Annotated in this window: 11 protein-coding genes and 1 pseudogene; 9 read left to right on the plus strand and 3 right to left on the minus strand. The window is 61.9% G+C overall.

Going from position 1 to position 14,304, the window contains the following annotated elements:
- Nucleotides 1–294: 294 nt before the first annotated feature.
- Nucleotides 295–2,052 carry an ABC transporter ATP-binding protein gene (locus tag ACZ1HK_RS06205; protein WP_472627961.1) on the plus strand — a complete coding sequence of 586 codons (1,758 nt, stop codon included), beginning with the start codon at nucleotides 295–297 and terminating at the stop codon, nucleotides 2,050–2,052.
- Here the strand turns inward: ACZ1HK_RS06205 and ACZ1HK_RS06210 are convergent.
- Nucleotides 2,049–2,711, minus strand: coding sequence for a hypothetical protein (locus tag ACZ1HK_RS06210; RefSeq protein WP_472627962.1), 663 nt, complete (start codon nucleotides 2,709–2,711; stop codon nucleotides 2,049–2,051). The genes ACZ1HK_RS06205 and ACZ1HK_RS06210 overlap by 4 nt on opposite strands.
- 9 nt (nucleotides 2,712–2,720) lie before the next feature.
- The gene (locus ACZ1HK_RS06215) at nucleotides 2,721–4,118 is read right to left on the minus strand and encodes a selenium-binding protein SBP56-related protein (RefSeq protein WP_472627963.1); all 1,398 of its coding nucleotides are present in this window, start codon (nucleotides 4,116–4,118) and stop codon (nucleotides 2,721–2,723) included.
- Nucleotides 4,119–4,798: 680 nt separating this feature from the next.
- On the opposite strand from ACZ1HK_RS06215, the gene ACZ1HK_RS06220 reads away from it, so the two are divergent.
- Genes ACZ1HK_RS06220 through ACZ1HK_RS06235 form a run of 4 tightly spaced genes read left to right on the plus strand, consistent with a single transcriptional unit; the run spans nucleotide 4,799 to nucleotide 9,325 of the window.
- Nucleotides 4,799–5,935, plus strand: a complete 1,137-nt coding sequence (locus ACZ1HK_RS06220) for a DUF4153 domain-containing protein (protein ID WP_472627964.1) — start codon at nucleotides 4,799–4,801, stop codon at nucleotides 5,933–5,935.
- Nucleotides 5,936–5,948: 13 nt separating this feature from the next.
- On the plus strand, nucleotides 5,949–6,638 hold the full coding sequence (locus tag ACZ1HK_RS06225) for a response regulator (protein WP_472627965.1): 690 nt from the start codon (nucleotides 5,949–5,951) through the stop codon (nucleotides 6,636–6,638).
- Nucleotides 6,623–8,158 (plus strand): sensor histidine kinase, encoded by a 1,536-nt coding sequence (locus ACZ1HK_RS06230; protein ID WP_472627966.1) that lies wholly within the window; start codon nucleotides 6,623–6,625, stop codon nucleotides 8,156–8,158. Before ACZ1HK_RS06225 ends, ACZ1HK_RS06230 begins: the two co-directional genes overlap by 16 nt.
- 18 nt (nucleotides 8,159–8,176) lie before the next feature.
- Nucleotides 8,177–9,325 (plus strand): alcohol dehydrogenase family protein, encoded by a 1,149-nt coding sequence (locus tag ACZ1HK_RS06235; protein WP_472627967.1) that lies wholly within the window; start codon nucleotides 8,177–8,179, stop codon nucleotides 9,323–9,325.
- Between the two features lie 76 nt (nucleotides 9,326–9,401).
- On the opposite strand, the gene ACZ1HK_RS06240 is transcribed toward ACZ1HK_RS06235, so the two are convergent.
- The gene (locus tag ACZ1HK_RS06240) at nucleotides 9,402–10,250 is read right to left on the minus strand and encodes a LysR family transcriptional regulator (RefSeq protein ID WP_472627968.1); all 849 of its coding nucleotides are present in this window, start codon (nucleotides 10,248–10,250) and stop codon (nucleotides 9,402–9,404) included.
- Between the two features lie 129 nt (nucleotides 10,251–10,379).
- Between ACZ1HK_RS06240 and ACZ1HK_RS06245 the strand changes: the two genes are divergently transcribed.
- The 4 genes and pseudogenes from ACZ1HK_RS06245 to ACZ1HK_RS06260 all read left to right on the plus strand — a co-directional run bounded on the left by ACZ1HK_RS06245 (nucleotide 10,380) and on the right by ACZ1HK_RS06260 (nucleotide 14,210).
- Nucleotides 10,380–10,955, plus strand: coding sequence for an amino acid synthesis family protein (locus ACZ1HK_RS06245; protein WP_472627969.1), 576 nt, complete (start codon nucleotides 10,380–10,382; stop codon nucleotides 10,953–10,955).
- A complete protein-coding gene (locus ACZ1HK_RS06250; RefSeq protein WP_472627970.1) occupies nucleotides 10,927–11,523 on the plus strand; it encodes an alpha/beta fold hydrolase in 597 nt (198 codons plus the stop codon). The genes ACZ1HK_RS06245 and ACZ1HK_RS06250 overlap by 29 nt, the downstream gene beginning before the upstream one ends.
- Nucleotides 11,524–11,690: 167 nt before the next feature.
- Nucleotides 11,691–12,724: pseudogene (locus ACZ1HK_RS06255) on the plus strand (LLM class flavin-dependent oxidoreductase).
- A gap of 10 nt (nucleotides 12,725–12,734) precedes the next feature.
- Nucleotides 12,735–14,210 (plus strand): aldehyde dehydrogenase, encoded by a 1,476-nt coding sequence (locus ACZ1HK_RS06260; protein WP_472627971.1) that lies wholly within the window; start codon nucleotides 12,735–12,737, stop codon nucleotides 14,208–14,210.
- Nucleotides 14,211–14,304 lie beyond the last annotated feature (94 nt).

Genomic DNA, 14,304 nt, shown 5'->3' on the forward strand with positions numbered 1-14,304 from the left:
CCCTGTTGTCTTGCTGCAGTGTCTCCGGGTTTACCCCGTGCCTGCGCTTATCAGGGCGAAGACTAAGCGCGGATGACCCGCAGTTTCAACCAAAGCCTTCGCCTACCCTATCTTCAAACCTGAATTTCCTTCTGACAAACGGGAAATGCGGCCATTCACAATCAAAAGCGGCGCAATCGGGCGATCTGCCCGTGTCTTGTGCGGGTCGGGCAAAGGGCGTAACCCTTGCGCAAGGCATGTTATGACCCGCGAGGATGGCCTTTTGCCGCTTTTCCCCAACATCTTGGACATCGCGTGACGACCGCTTCCCACAGCAATCCTTCGGGCGCCGCACTTTGGCGTCGTTTGTGGGCAGAGCATGTGCGCCGCTACTGGCCCGTGCTTTTGTTGGCCGTCATACTCATGAGCCTTGAAGGCGCAGCCATCGGGGCCTTTGCCTGGCTTGTTCAACCGCTCTTCGACACGCTTTTCACCTCCGGGTCGATGGAGGGCGTGACATGGGTCGCGTTGATGGTCGGCGCCCTGTTTCTGCTGCGCGCAACGGCTGGCTTTTTCCAGCGAATACTCGTGGTAGGCGTCGGGCTGCGCGTTGTGGCAGGCCTTCAACGCCGCATTTTGGACCATCTCCTGACCCTGGACATGGCCTTCTTTCAGACGAACCCGCCGGGTGCCCTGATCGAACGCACCCGCGGCGACACGAGCGCGCTTCAATCGGTTTCATCGGCTGCCCTCATGTCCTTGGGGCGCGACGCGATCACGCTCGTCTCTCTGCTGACAGTCATGCTCTACACCGATTGGCGTTGGACGCTGTTCGCCTTGTTGGGTGTCCCTGCTCTCATCCTTCCACTGTTGGCTGTTCAGGCCTTTATCAAGCGCACAGCAATCGCGGCGCGTGCGGCTGCGGCGGGCCTCTCAACCCGCCTGGATGAGATTTTTCACGGCATTCAAACCATCAAGCTGAACCGGCTTGAGCAGCATGAACGCGCCCGCTTCAAGGACGAGATCGCGGCCTATCTGCGCCCGTCGATCCGCGCCCAGATCGGTGTGGCCTCCAACCCCGCGATGATCGACATCATCGCAGCACTCGGCTTTGTTGTGGTGCTTTATGTCGGCGGACAGGACATCATCGACGGTGAAAAAACCCTCGGCCAGTTCATGTCCTTTTTCACGGCCTTGGGGCTGCTGTTCGAGCCGCTGCGCCGCTTGTCCAGCATTGCAGGCCAGGTTCAGACAGCCGGCGCCTCGCTGGAGCGGATCTATGATGTGCTGGGGACGAAGCCGACCATCACGGATGTGCCGCATGCAAAACCATTGTCGGCAGGCGATGTGACCTTCGACAATGTGCACTTCGCGTATGGCGATGCACCGGTCCTGCGCGGCCTGACCTTCACCGCGACGGCCGGGCAAACGACGGCGCTTGTGGGCGCGTCCGGTGCGGGCAAGACCACCGTGTTTGCGGCCCTGACACGCTTGCTGGATGCGTCTGAAGGCACGATTGCCATCGGCGGCACGCCAATCATCGAAGCCGAAACCGGCAGCCTGCGCGACACGATCGCTGTCGTAGGCCAGGAAACGGCCCTGTTCGATGAAAGCATCGCCGCCAACATCCGCATGGGCGCACTGGACGCAACAGACGCGGAGGTTGAGCAGGCCGCGCAAGCCGCCGAGGTTATGGAGTTTGCCCAGAACTTGCCCAATGGCCTCAATACGCTGGTTGGTCCCCGTGGCTCTGGTCTGTCCGGCGGACAGCGTCAGCGCGTTGCCATTGCGCGCGCGATGCTCAAAAGCGCCCCGATCCTGCTGCTGGATGAGCCAACATCCGCCCTTGATGCCAAGTCGGAAAAGCTGGTCGGCGCCGCGTTAGATCGGCTCGCGGAGGGCCGCACCACCTTGGTGATCGCGCACCGCCTGTCCACCATCCGCAATGCCGACAAGATCATCGTCATGGATCAAGGGCGCGTTGTCGAAGAAGGCACACATGACGAACTGCTCAGCCAAAATGGCGCCTATGCGCGCCTGCACGCGCTGCAGATCACCGGCACAGATGATTAATGCGTGACGGCGGACCAAATCCCGAAGGCGCCGACTATCACAAGGCTCAGCGCCCACAAAAGATCGAGGTTGAACCACGTCTTCGACAGGAACTTCAGCCCCAGCCAAAGGTAAATGAAAACCGCGATAACCGCGCCAGCAAATGTCATCGCCAGCGTGTGCAAGCCTGCCACGGCAACCGCGATCCCCAGATCGCTGCGCATCAACGCCCCTGCCGCGAGATGCCCGGTGTCATCGGCCGCAATCGCGCAAATCCCTAGATAAATCGGCACCAACATCAGCCCCGCCCCATGGGCCAAGGCCGCCAGAAACGACCATAAGGCCAGCCGGGCCGGATGCACGCGCGCCAGCATACGCGGATGGCGGCGATTGATCAGCAGATACACCCCCATCGCGATCACGATCACGCCTGCGCCGATCCGGATCTGGGTCTCGTATTCGACCAGCACAATCATCAACGAAAAGGGCAACAGGATCGCCAGCATCGACAGGAAATGCCCAAACGCCAACAGCCCCAACGCCTTCGGAAGGGCCGAGGCTTTCCGCTCCATCAACGCGGCTGAGACCGCCAGGGGCCAGCCCATCCCGGGGTTCAACCCGTGATAGAGGCCCGAGGCGACGACGGCCCACCAAAGGGCCGCCACTGAAAGGTCTTCCATAAGGCCCGCTTAGACGTTCGGGTAGCAGAAGCTGTCAGTCGAACAATCCCCGCCCTCAAGGCGGATCTGATGCGACCGGTAGCCGTCGGGGAAGTCGATGTAGAAGTCCTCCGCCAGGCGGAAACCATTCTCATCATTGTGCGCCATGACCATCTGGCCGCCCTCGTCGTCCGGGTAGAACTGATCATCCCATGTCGAATAGAGCGAGTTGGTCCAGTAGACCCGCTTCCCGTCGCGGGAAACCTCGACCATCTGGGGGCCATAAACGAAGGGTTTGCCGTTGGGGTGCGCGGTGCCACGCGCGATGCCGCCAACCTCAACCTTGCCCACAAGAACCGGGTTCATCGGGTCAGACACATCGTATTGATGCATCTCGCCCAGACCCCAGCAGGCCACATAGAGGTATTTGTCATCCAGGCTCAGGTCGATATCCGTCACCAGCGGCGGCACCGCCTCGAACCCCTGCAAAAGCGGCGGCAGGTTCTCTGCCGCCTCAGGGCGCGGGTCGATGGTGATGGTCTTCTTGGCCTGCCATTTGCCATCCTCGCCGCGCCACCAGGTGAAGATCGAACCTTGCAGGTTGGTTGTATCCACCACCACCCCACAGAACCCGTAGCTTTTGGTCGGATCATGCGCAGGCCGGATTTCCAGTGCCATCTGGTGGTTCTCGCCCAGATCAATCGTCTGCACGTTCTTCCGCGCACGAAGGTCCCAGAAATGGATCTTGTGGCCGTATTTGTTGGACAAAAGGTCCTCTGCCACGATCCCGCCCTCGAATTGCGGCGGCAGGCCCCATTCGGACGACACCATGTAATCCTGCGGCAGGTTCCACCAGAAATCGTAGTGCTTGTCCTGCTCGCCCCGGTCCATCTCATAACGGCCGATCACATCGAACGTCTCGCAATCCATGATGAAGATGCCGGGCGGGCCATCGGTGCCATCTTCGCCACCGCCACCAAGGGTGGAGACGTAAATGCCCTCGGGCCCGCAATGGATCGTGTGGGGGCGCGAATAGCCGGTCTTGGCGAAAATCTCTTCCGGTTCGATGATCTTGTGGATCTTGGCCTCAAGCGGCTCCTTCACGTCAATCACATAGATCCGGCTCGACCGGATGCCGGGCACGATCAGATAGCGACGCTCAAGAAAGGCGTGACCCGTCAGCGGCGAAAGCGATGACGAACACGCGTTCCAGCCAAAATGGTGAAACTCGTCACCCTTGTTGGGCACAATCACCTGATGGACGATCTGGCCATAGGTTTCAGATTTTGGGTCAAGGTCCACCACGGCGATGCCATCGGGCTGGCTGCCATCGGGGCTCAGCATCACGGTGAAGCCGTAGGTCTCAACCGGCGCTTCCATCGCCAGCTTCGCAGATGCGTGGAATGTCGGGTCTGGTCTCAGGTTCATATTCGTCCTCCCATTTCAGTAAGGTGCAGTCCTCTTGGGTGGGACTTTTCGCGTCGCTCAGGCACGGCTCCTCCAGTGCAGTCCCGGGGCAATCCGGGCCACGCGCCATACCGTCCGTCAAATGTCTGACAATTGATACGCTGCCTCAGAATCACTGATCCGCAAAGCGTTTTTTCGACCCGGGGTGGAAAGCGGCCTGCACAATTCCTGCACTGAATGCCCCCGCCCCCTGCACGGACCCCACGCACCCTGCGCAATCCCCTCTGCCAGAACGTCTGCATTGAGACGCGAAACAGCGGAGAAAACCAATGAGCGGACAGTTCACAATCCGGGGCCTTCCCGATCGCTTGAAACACGATGCCTGGTGGCTGATTGATGCGCCATCCAACACCAATGCCCGGCCGCAGCCCGGACTCGGCGCGCGCATCTCGGATGGCAAGGCTGCCCTACTGGCTCTGCTGATCCTGATCGTTCTGGCGGACATCAGTTTTGGGGTCAGGCACCGGGCCTTTCCATGGCCCTTTTCTGCATCGCCCTGTCCGCCGCAATGGTCGCATTCAAACCGGTCAAGGCCACGCGCCGCGAATGGGCCATGGCCATGGCGTTCGCCGTCATATGCAATTTGCCTGTTATCGAACACAGCCAGCCACTGGCCTACGCCTTCAGCGTGGGGAATTGCGGTGCTGCTCGCGTGGGTGGTCCTTGGTGCGCAAATCCGCTGGTCCGAGGCGCTGACACCCTTTATCCGCGCCTCCTCGGACGGCTTGATCCTGCTGCCGGCCCGCGTGATCGGCTCTGCGCGCAATCACAAGGCCGACACAAACTGGGCAGCTCTCACCCGCGCCTACCTGCTTCCTGTCACCATCGCGTTGGTCTTCGTAACGCTGTTCGCCGTCGCAAACCCGCTGTTTGAACGGACGCTGGCAAATGCCGCGAATTTCGGCCCGATCAACGGCGACACCGTCGTGCGTATCGTCTTCTGGGCCGCTGCGGCGTGCCTGATATGGCCCTACCTCAACACCTTTGCCTTGCGCCGAGACGCAGCCTTCGACCTGAAATTCCCGGCGGGCGACCTCTCTGCCGGCTATCTGAATTCTGCGTCCCTGCGCCTGTCCCTGATCCTCTTCAATGCGATCTTCGCGATCCAATCCCTGTCCGACCTGACGATCCTGACGGGCGGCGTCGCCCTGCCGGATGGCATGAGCTACGCCGAATATGCACATCGTGGCGCTTACCCTCTGCTGGTGACGGCGCTGCTTGCGGGCCTGTTCGCGGCCCTGACCCACAAGATGGTGGCTGAGGACAAGCGGATGCGCTGGCTGGTCTACGCCTGGCTCGGCCAAACCCTGTTGCTGGTCTGCACTGCCGCGTTCCGACTGGCGCTGTATGTGCAGGCCTACAGCCTGACGCATCTGCGCATTGCGGCCTTCATCTGGATGGCGCTGATCGGCGTAGGCCTTGTGCTGGTGCTAATCCAGATCGCCCAGACCCGCCCCCTGGGCTGGCTCATCCGCTGGAACGCGGGCACGGCGCTTGCCACGCTCTACCTCTGCTGTTTCGTCAACTTCACCCACATCATCGCCGATCACAATTTGTCGGCAGACATTCCCATCAGCCGCCTCGACCTGCACTACCTCTGCGGTCTTGGCGAGCAGGTCATCCCGGCCATGTGGGAACACGGGCCCATCCATGATGATGTGATGTGCGGCGTCCATGGCCGCCCGACCATTGCCTTTGACGACATCGACAGCTGGCAGGAATGGGGCTTTCGCCGCTGGCGGCTTGAAGCGTATCTTACCGCTCACCACGATTTGTGAGACGACATAGCCCATGCCCGCACACCTTTTGATTGTCGATGACGATCCCAATATCCGCGATGTCATCGGCTTTGCTGTTGAGGCCGCGGGCTTCAAGGCCGACTTTGCCGCCGATGGGGCGGCGGGTCTGGCCAAGGCGCAGACGGGTGCGGCGGACTTGCTGATCCTGGATGTGGGCCTGCCCGAGATGGACGGCTTCGACGTCTGCAAGGAGCTGCGCAAAACCTCGGACGTGCCGATCCTGTTCCTGACGGCCCGCGATGATGAGATTGACCGCATCCTGGGCATGGAAATCGGCGGGGACGATTACGTCACAAAACCCTTCTCGCCCCGCGAGCTTGTGGCCCGTATCAAGGCAATTCTGAAACGCTCGGGCGGACGAGCCGCCCCGTCAGAAACGTTCAGTCACGGCGCGCTAAGCCTCGACCCCGCCCGCCACCAATGCACCTTCGCAGGCGCTGAGGTGGCGCTGACGCAATCGGAGTTCAACCTGCTTGAAGCTCTGCTCGCCAACCCCGACAAGGTCATAAAGCGCAACGCGCTGGTGGATGCGGTCTACGGCCACAACATCCACGTCTCCGACCGCACCATCGACAGCCATATCCGCAACATCCGTCGCAAACTGGCCGAGGCTGGCTGCGCAGACAGCATCGAAACGGTGCATGGGGTGGGCCTTCGGATGGGCCCATGCCTGCCCGCGTGAGCGCGCGCAGAAAATGGCGCCCGGGATTGGGCGGGGTGATCCTGGCCATGCTGGCGCTGGTCCTGTTCCTGCCATTTGCGGGCCTGAACCTGTTTCGCTTCTACGCCAATCAACTTGTCCAACAGACCGAGGAAAGCCTGCTGATGCAGGCCGCCGTCCTGACGGCCACCTACGAAGAACTCTACCGCACCGCCGCGGATCTGCCGCCCGAGCCTTTGCCCGCGGACGGTCGCCGTCCGTTCCGCCCGCTCTTTCCCTCCGTCACCGTCAACCCGCAGACGATCCTCGGCCCCCGCCCGGATGGACTTCCCGCCACTGAAACGATCGCAGAGCCATACCGCCGGATTTCGCCCTACCTGTCCGAGATCGCTCTCGGCGCGCAGGAGCAGACCTTGGCAGGTTATCGCTTCCTCGACCGCTTCGGCACCGTGATCGCGGGCTCCGCTGAAACCGGCGTCTATCTGGGCCATGTGCAAGAGGTCGCGCTTGCGTTGAATGGCGATACCGTCTCCGTGCCCCGTGTGCGCACCCGCCCAACGGCAGAGCCGCTGATCTACCGCTTCAGCCAAGGCACACGCGTCCGCATCTTTGTCGCGATGCCAGTCACCATCGGCGATGACATCATCGGCGTCGTTTACCTCAACCGCACGCCCAACCATATCTTCCGCTTCCTCTACACCGAACGCCTGAACCTCTTCGGCGCCGCGATGTTCGTGCTGCTATCCACCGGCCTGATCGGCTATCTCTTCTGGCGCTTCGTCTCCCGCCCGATCCGCTCACTGGCCGCCCGGACCGAGACGTTCGGCGCGTCCGAGGCGCGATGGGAGCCCCTCGATCACTACGGAACGCGAGAGATTGAGACCTTGGCGCAAAGCTTCGGCACGATGGCCAACAGGTTGCAGGATCAACAGACCACTCTGAAAACCTACACCGCCCATGTCAGCCACGAGATGAAATCACCTCTCACCGCGATCAAGGGCGCGGTGGAATTGATGCAAGACACCGAGATGCCCCCAGAACGGCAGGTGAAATTCCTTGAAAATATCGCGCGTGATACGGAGCGGATGGAGCAACTCCTCGCCCGGATGCGGGAATATTCTGCCGTCGGTCAACTCGCCTCGGACGGGTCCAGCGATCTGGCGGACGCATTGGACGACATGATCAGCCGCTTCCCACGCCTCAACATGCGCCTGATCGGTCCAACGCGGCAGGTTCCGCTCTCACGTGAGGCGCTCGAGATCATCTTCCGCCACCTCATCGAGAACGCAGAAAGCCATGGCGCCACCGAGGTGCGGGTCACGGCCACCGACGAGGGGTTCACTCTGTCCGACAACGGCTCGGGCATCAGTCCCGGCAATCGCGACCGCATTTTTGAGCCGTTCTTTACCTCGCGCCGAACCGATGGCGGCACGGGGATGGGCCTGTCTATTGTCCGTTCCGTGCTCGCGCAGGCCGGAGGCGACATCACACTGGATGACGCTGATGACGGCACGACGTTCCGGATCCATTTTCAGGTCTGAAGAGGCAAGGGTTGCGGGATGGCCCGTTCCCCGGCACATCTTGGTGGCCTGATTGTGGAGCTTCCAATGACAGACATTCCCAAAACAATGCGCGCTGTTGTCCTCAAGCGACATGGCGGCCTTGATGCGTTGGAATTTGAGGCCGAGTGGCCTGTCCCCACCCCGGGCCCGGACCAAGTGCTGATCAAAGTGCTTGCCTGCGGCATGAACAACACCGACGTGAACACGCGCGCGGGCTGGTATTCGAAATCAGTGACCGAGGCCACAACCGGCGGCGCCTACGAGACGCTGGATGGTGACGCCGACAACACATGGGGCGGCGCGGGCATCGCGTTTCCGCGTATTCAGGGGGCAGATGTCTGCGGTTTGGTCGTAGCCGCAGGCGCGAACGCCGATCAAAGCCTGATCGGCAAGCGTGTCATCACTGACAACTGGCTGCGCGACTGGGATGATCCCCTGAACATGCACAAAACGGGCTACTATGGGTCCGAGGCCGATGGCGGCTATGCCGAATACACCGTGATCGACCACCGCAACGTCGCTGCGGTGTACAGCCCGCTGTCAGATGCGGAACTCGCCACCTTTTCGTGCTCCTACGCCACCGCAGAGGGAATGTTGGATAAATCCGGCGTCGGTGCGGGCGACGTGGTCCTCGTTACCGGCGCGTCCGGCGGGGTCGGCGGTGCCCTGATCCAGCTGGCCAAGCATCGCGGAGCAATGGTCGTGGCTTTGGCCTCACCCGCCAAGCACGAAGACGTCGCCGCATGCGGCCCCGATGCGATCCTGCCCCGCGCACCCGAAGATCTGAAGGTCGCCCTTAAGGACGCTATCGGTCGCGACAACGTCACGGTGGTCGCGGACATCGTTGCAGGCGATTACTTTCCTACGCTGATCGACGCGCTTGATCGTGGCGGGCGCTACGTGACCTCCGGTGCCATTGCCGGGCCCATCGTCAGCCTCGATGTGCGCACGCTCTATCTGATGGATCTCAGCTTTTTCGGCTCCACCGTGAACCCGCCGCAGACCTTCAAGAATCTGGTAAGTTACATCGAAGCCGGCGCGCTCAAACCCATGCTCGCGGCAACCTACCCGCTGGAGGATTTCCACGCAGGTCAGCAAGCCTTCATCGACAAGGCCCATACGGGAAATATCGTTGTGGTGCCGTGAACACTCCACAACCACCCTTGGCTTATTTTCTTCCTTGAACGCCGGATAGACCTGAAATTCGGTCCAAACTTACTTTTTACAACATCACTCCACAAGCGCCGCAATCCAATCGGCGAACGCAATAGCAGTCGCTTTTTCCGATGAGACCGACAGGAAATAGGCTTCCTGGCCCACAATCGCACCATCGGATGCGCGGACCAATTGCCCTGTTTCCAGCGCCTGACCTCGCCAACATCTCGCTGACCAAAGCAACTCCGTGGCCTTGCGCGGCCAATTGTAGGGCCATGCCGTAGGTATCGGTGAACAGGACGGGTTTGCGCACCCGTCCAACTTGCTCCTGCCAGGCTTGCCAACCTGCTGAGGTTCCAACCGCCTCAATCAGTGCCGCCTCGGCCAAGGGGGCCTCAAATCCGGGCGCTTGTAACGGGACCAATCGATTCGATCCCAAGGCCACCGCACCCTCTCCTGCCTGCTTCGCCGACCCGAAGCGGATTTCGACATCCGCCCGCGCGGTCTGGAAATCATCGGCCCAGATCGCGCTCAACAAGCGCAAGCGAACCGCAGGGAACAGCGCTTGGAACGCCCCCAGATGCGGTGCGATCACCCATTGCGCCACGCTGACCGACGTCGCCACCGTTAAAAGATCCTCACCCGGATCGCCCGCAACCAGATCCGCCGCCGCCGCCAATCCATCCAGCGACGCGCTGACCTGCGGCAAGAGCCGCCTGCCATCATCCGTCAGCGCCAATCCACGCGGCAACCGTGTGAACAACGGCACGCGAAGGCGCGTTTCCAACGCTTTCACCTGTTGGCTCACCGCCGATTGCGTCAGCCCCACTTCCTCTGCCGCTGCGGTAAAACTCAAGTGCCGTGCAGCGGCCTCGAACGACCGAAACCACGTCAAAGGGGGAAGGGATTTCGGCAAGGGTCAACTCCGGCATTAGCTTTACTAATACCAAAGGCCATAATTCCCTCGTTTGTCAAAGAAACAACGGCTTCCTACGCTCTGCCAACCAAGCCCGGAGCGCCCAATGACCCCGAAATTCGAAAGATCGTGACCTATGACGAAGAGGTTCTGATCGAAGGCTTTCGCCAGGCTGACAAACCCTGGCGGCTGTTTGCCGTTGCCGCCGTTGTGACGAACCCCTGGGCCGGTCGCTATGTCGATGATCTCAAGCCGGAAATCCAAGCTTACGGTCCCATCCTGGGTGAGATGCTGACTGATCGAATGATCGCGCTTGCTGGAGGCGGCGACAAGATCGAAGCCTATGGCAAAGCCGCCGTCGTTGGCCTGAATGGTGAGATCGAACACGCCTCGGGCCTCATCCACACCCTGCGCTTCGGCAATTTCTACCGGGAGGCCGTCGGCGCGAAATCCTACCTCGCCTTCACCAACACGCGCGGGCCTGCAAATGCGCCGATCATGGTGCCGCTAATGGACAGGAACGACGCGGGCCGACGCTCCCATTATCTGACCATCCAATTCGCCATCCCCGACGCACCCCGCGACGATGAAATCGTCGTCTGCCTCGGCGCCGCCCTCTCTGGCCGCCCGCACCACCGCATCGGCGACCGCTACCAAGACCTCAAGGATCTGGGCCATGACGTGGACAACCCGGCCGCGGTCTGACCTCTCCGGCCTCGCCTGCATACGTGCGGGCAACGGGCCAAAGGTCGTGCTTTTGCACGGCGTAGGCCTGCGGTCCGAGGCGTGGAATGCCCAGATCGACGCCATCAGCGCGACCCACAACGTCACCGCCTTCGACATGCCCGGCCATGGCGAGACGCCCTTTGCGGACTTCACCATAGAAAGCCACGCCGCCCACATCCTGCGCGCCATCGACGGCCCGTTCATCGCCATCGGCCATTCTATGGGCGCGATGATCGCCGTCGAACTCGCCCGCCAGGCGCCGACCCGCATCCAAGCCGTCGCGGCCCTCAACGCCATCTTCGAACGCACGCCCGAGGCCGCGCAAGCCGTCCAATCCCGCGCCGCGTCCCTCGACGGTCCCACCGACCCCACACCAACGCTCACCCGCTGGTTTGGCGACGCCCCTCCCCCGAACGCACCGCCTGCGAAACCTGGCTCCGCGACATCGACCCCACCGCATACAAACACGCCTACACTCTCTTCGCGCACTCAAACGGCCCGTCCCGCAACACGCTGCGAACGCTGTTCTGCCCCACCCTCTTCCTGACCGGCGAACGCGAGCCCAACTCGACCCCAAAGATGTCCCACACTATGGCCTCCCTCGCCCCGCAAGGCCGTGCGCAAATCATCCGCAACGCCGCCCACATGATGCCGATGACACACACGGCTGAGACCACCAACGCCTTGAAAACCCTGCTTGAAAGGACCTGACCCATGGAGTTCTCCCTCTTCGCCCATATGGAACGGATCAGCCCCGACCAACCGCAGGACCTGCTGCGAGAGGAATTTCTGAGCCTGTGCAAAATGGCCGACGAAGGCGGCATGCGCGCGATCTGGACGGGCGAGCATCACGGGATGGATTTCACCATTGCGCCCAACCCGTTCCTGACGCTGGTGGACCTCGCCCACTACACCAAGAACGTACGCCTTGGCACCGGCACTATCGTCGCCCCCTTCTGGCACCCGATCAAGCTGGCCGGAGAGGCCGCCTCCGCCGACATGCTCACCGGGGGCCGCATCGAATTGGGCATCGCACGCGGCGCATATTCCTATGAATACGAACGCCTTATGCCCGGCATGGATGCGATGGAGGCGGGCTTGCGGATGCGCGAGGTCACCCCCTTCTCCCGCAACTCTGGCAAGGCGACTGCGCCCATGAGGGCGCGTATTTCAGCTTCCCCGCCACGACCTCCGCCCCCAAACCCGCACAGGAAAACGGCCCGCCCATCTGGATCGCTGCCCGCGACCCGAACAGCCACGAATTCGGCGTCCACAACGGGTTCAACATCCAGGTCACGCCGCTCTGGCAGGGCATGGAGGAGATCGAGACGCTGATGTCCCGCTTCAACGATGCTTGCGAAAGTTACAGCGGAAAACGCCCTAAGGTCATGCTCTTGCACCACACTTACGTGGGATCAGACGCCGACGACGTCGGCCTCGCAGCAAACGAGCTCTCCCGTTTCTACTGCTACTTCGGTGCGTGGTTTCAGAACAAGCGCCCGGTCACCCAAGGCCTGATCGAGACGCTTTCCGACGACGAACTCAAAGCCAACAAGATGATGGCCCCCGAAAACATGGCCCGCGACCTGACCATCGGCACGGCGCAGGAGGTCATCGACCAGATCAAACGCTACGAAGACCTCGGCTACGACGAATATTCGTTTTGGATCGACAGCGGCATGTCCTCTGAGCGAAAACAGGCCTCGCTGCGTCGTTTCATCGACGACGTCATGCCCGCCTTTGCCTGAGGGATCGCAAATGAGCCAGCCGCATTACCAGCTCTTCATCGACGGCCAATGGACGGAAGGCGCGCGCGGTCAGACCATGGCCTCCGAAAACCCAGCGACGGGTGAGCCTTGGGCCACTTTCGCCTGCGCCGCGCCAGAGGATGTCGACCGTTCCATCGCGAGCGCTCGCCGCGCATTGGGCGCGCCCGAATGGCGCGAAATGACCCAGACCGCGCGGGGCAAGCTACTCTACAAACTAGCCGATCTTATAGAGGAACACGCGCAGGACATCGGGCGGATCGAGACGACGGACTCCGGCAAACTGCTGGCTGAAACCGCCTCCCAATCCGCTTACGTCGGCGATTACTACCGCTACTATGCGGGCCTCGCCGACAAGATCGAAGGCGCGGTCCTGCCCATCGACAAACCCGACATGCACGTCTTCACCACCCGCCAGCCCATCGGTGTGGTCGCGGCCATCGTGCCGTGGAACGCGCAGATGTTCCTGACTGCCACCAAGCTCGGCCCCGCGCTCGCCGCCGGTTGCACCGTCGTCCTGAAGGCGTCTGAGATCGCCCCCGCGCCGATGCTGGAATTCGCCAAGCTCATCGAGGCCGCAGGCTTCCCAGCGGGCGTCGTCTCCGTCATCACAGGTGACGCCGAAAACTGCGCGATCCCCCTCACCCGCCACCCGGATGTCGACCGCATCGCCTTCACAGGCGGCCCGGAAACCGCCCGCCATGTCGTGCGAAACTCAGCCGAGAACTTCGCCGTCACCACGCTAGAGCTCGGCGGGAAATCCCCAATCCTCGTCTTCGACGACGCTGACCTCGACGGTGCGGCCAACGGCCTGATCGCAGGCAATTTCGGTGCGTCCGGTCAAAGCTGTGTCGCCGGATCGCGGGGCCTGATCCACCGCCCCATTCTCCAAGCGCTCGCCGCCAAAATCGAAGAGAAAATGGCAAACGTCCGAGTGGGCGACCCGCTGGAAGCCGACACGCATATCGGCCCCCTCTGCACCGCCGCGCAGGCTGAAACGATCACGGCCACTCTCGCCAAATCGCAAGCCCAAGGCGCAACCATCCGCTTCGGCGGCGCGCCTCTGGACCGCCCCGGCAACTACATGGCCCCCACCCTCGTGGAATGCGCAGGCCCTGACACCGAGACCCTCAAAGTCGAGATGTTCGGCCCTGTCATGTCCCTCCTGCCCTTCGACACCGAGGACGAGGCAATCGCCATCGCCAATGCGACACCCTTCGGCCTGGGCTCCGGCGTCTTCACCCAAAACGTCGCCCGCGCGCACCGGGTGTCGTCAAAGCTCAAAGCAGGCATTTGCTGGGTGAACACCTACCGCGCCGTCTCCCCCATCGCGCCGTTTGGCGGGTTCAATCAGTCCGGCTACGGACGCGAAGCGGGGCTGGAGGCTATTCTCGATTACACGCGCACCAAGACGACGTGGATCAACACGTCCGACGCGCCGATGTCCAATCCGTTTGTGATGCGGTGAATTTCGAGGAATGGCCCCCGGCCTCTCGGGACCGTTTTCGTCGAAAACGACCCTGTCGGCTTGCCTGACACTTTCTTCGAAAGTGCAGGATGGT

Source organism: Gymnodinialimonas sp. JB5-7 (assembly GCF_055693405.1).

What these genes read in the sequence shown, in the direction of transcription:
- ACZ1HK_RS06210 (WP_472627962.1), bottom strand. Translation starts at nt 2,711, where the DNA reads ATGGAAGACCTTTCAGTGGCGGCCCTTTGGTGGGCCGTCGTCGCCTCG.
- ACZ1HK_RS06215 (WP_472627963.1), bottom strand. Translation starts at nt 4,118, where the DNA reads ATGAACCTGAGACCAGACCCGACATTCCACGCATCTGCGAAGCTGGCG.
- ACZ1HK_RS06225 (WP_472627965.1), top strand. Translation starts at nt 5,949, where the DNA reads ATGCCCGCACACCTTTTGATTGTCGATGACGATCCCAATATCCGCGAT.
- ACZ1HK_RS06230 (WP_472627966.1), top strand. Translation starts at nt 6,623, where the DNA reads ATGCCTGCCCGCGTGAGCGCGCGCAGAAAATGGCGCCCGGGATTGGGC.
- ACZ1HK_RS06235 (WP_472627967.1), top strand. Translation starts at nt 8,177, where the DNA reads ATGGCCCGTTCCCCGGCACATCTTGGTGGCCTGATTGTGGAGCTTCCA.
- ACZ1HK_RS06250 (WP_472627970.1), top strand. Translation starts at nt 10,927, where the DNA reads ATGACGTGGACAACCCGGCCGCGGTCTGACCTCTCCGGCCTCGCCTGC.
- ACZ1HK_RS06260 (WP_472627971.1), top strand. Translation starts at nt 12,735, where the DNA reads ATGAGCCAGCCGCATTACCAGCTCTTCATCGACGGCCAATGGACGGAA.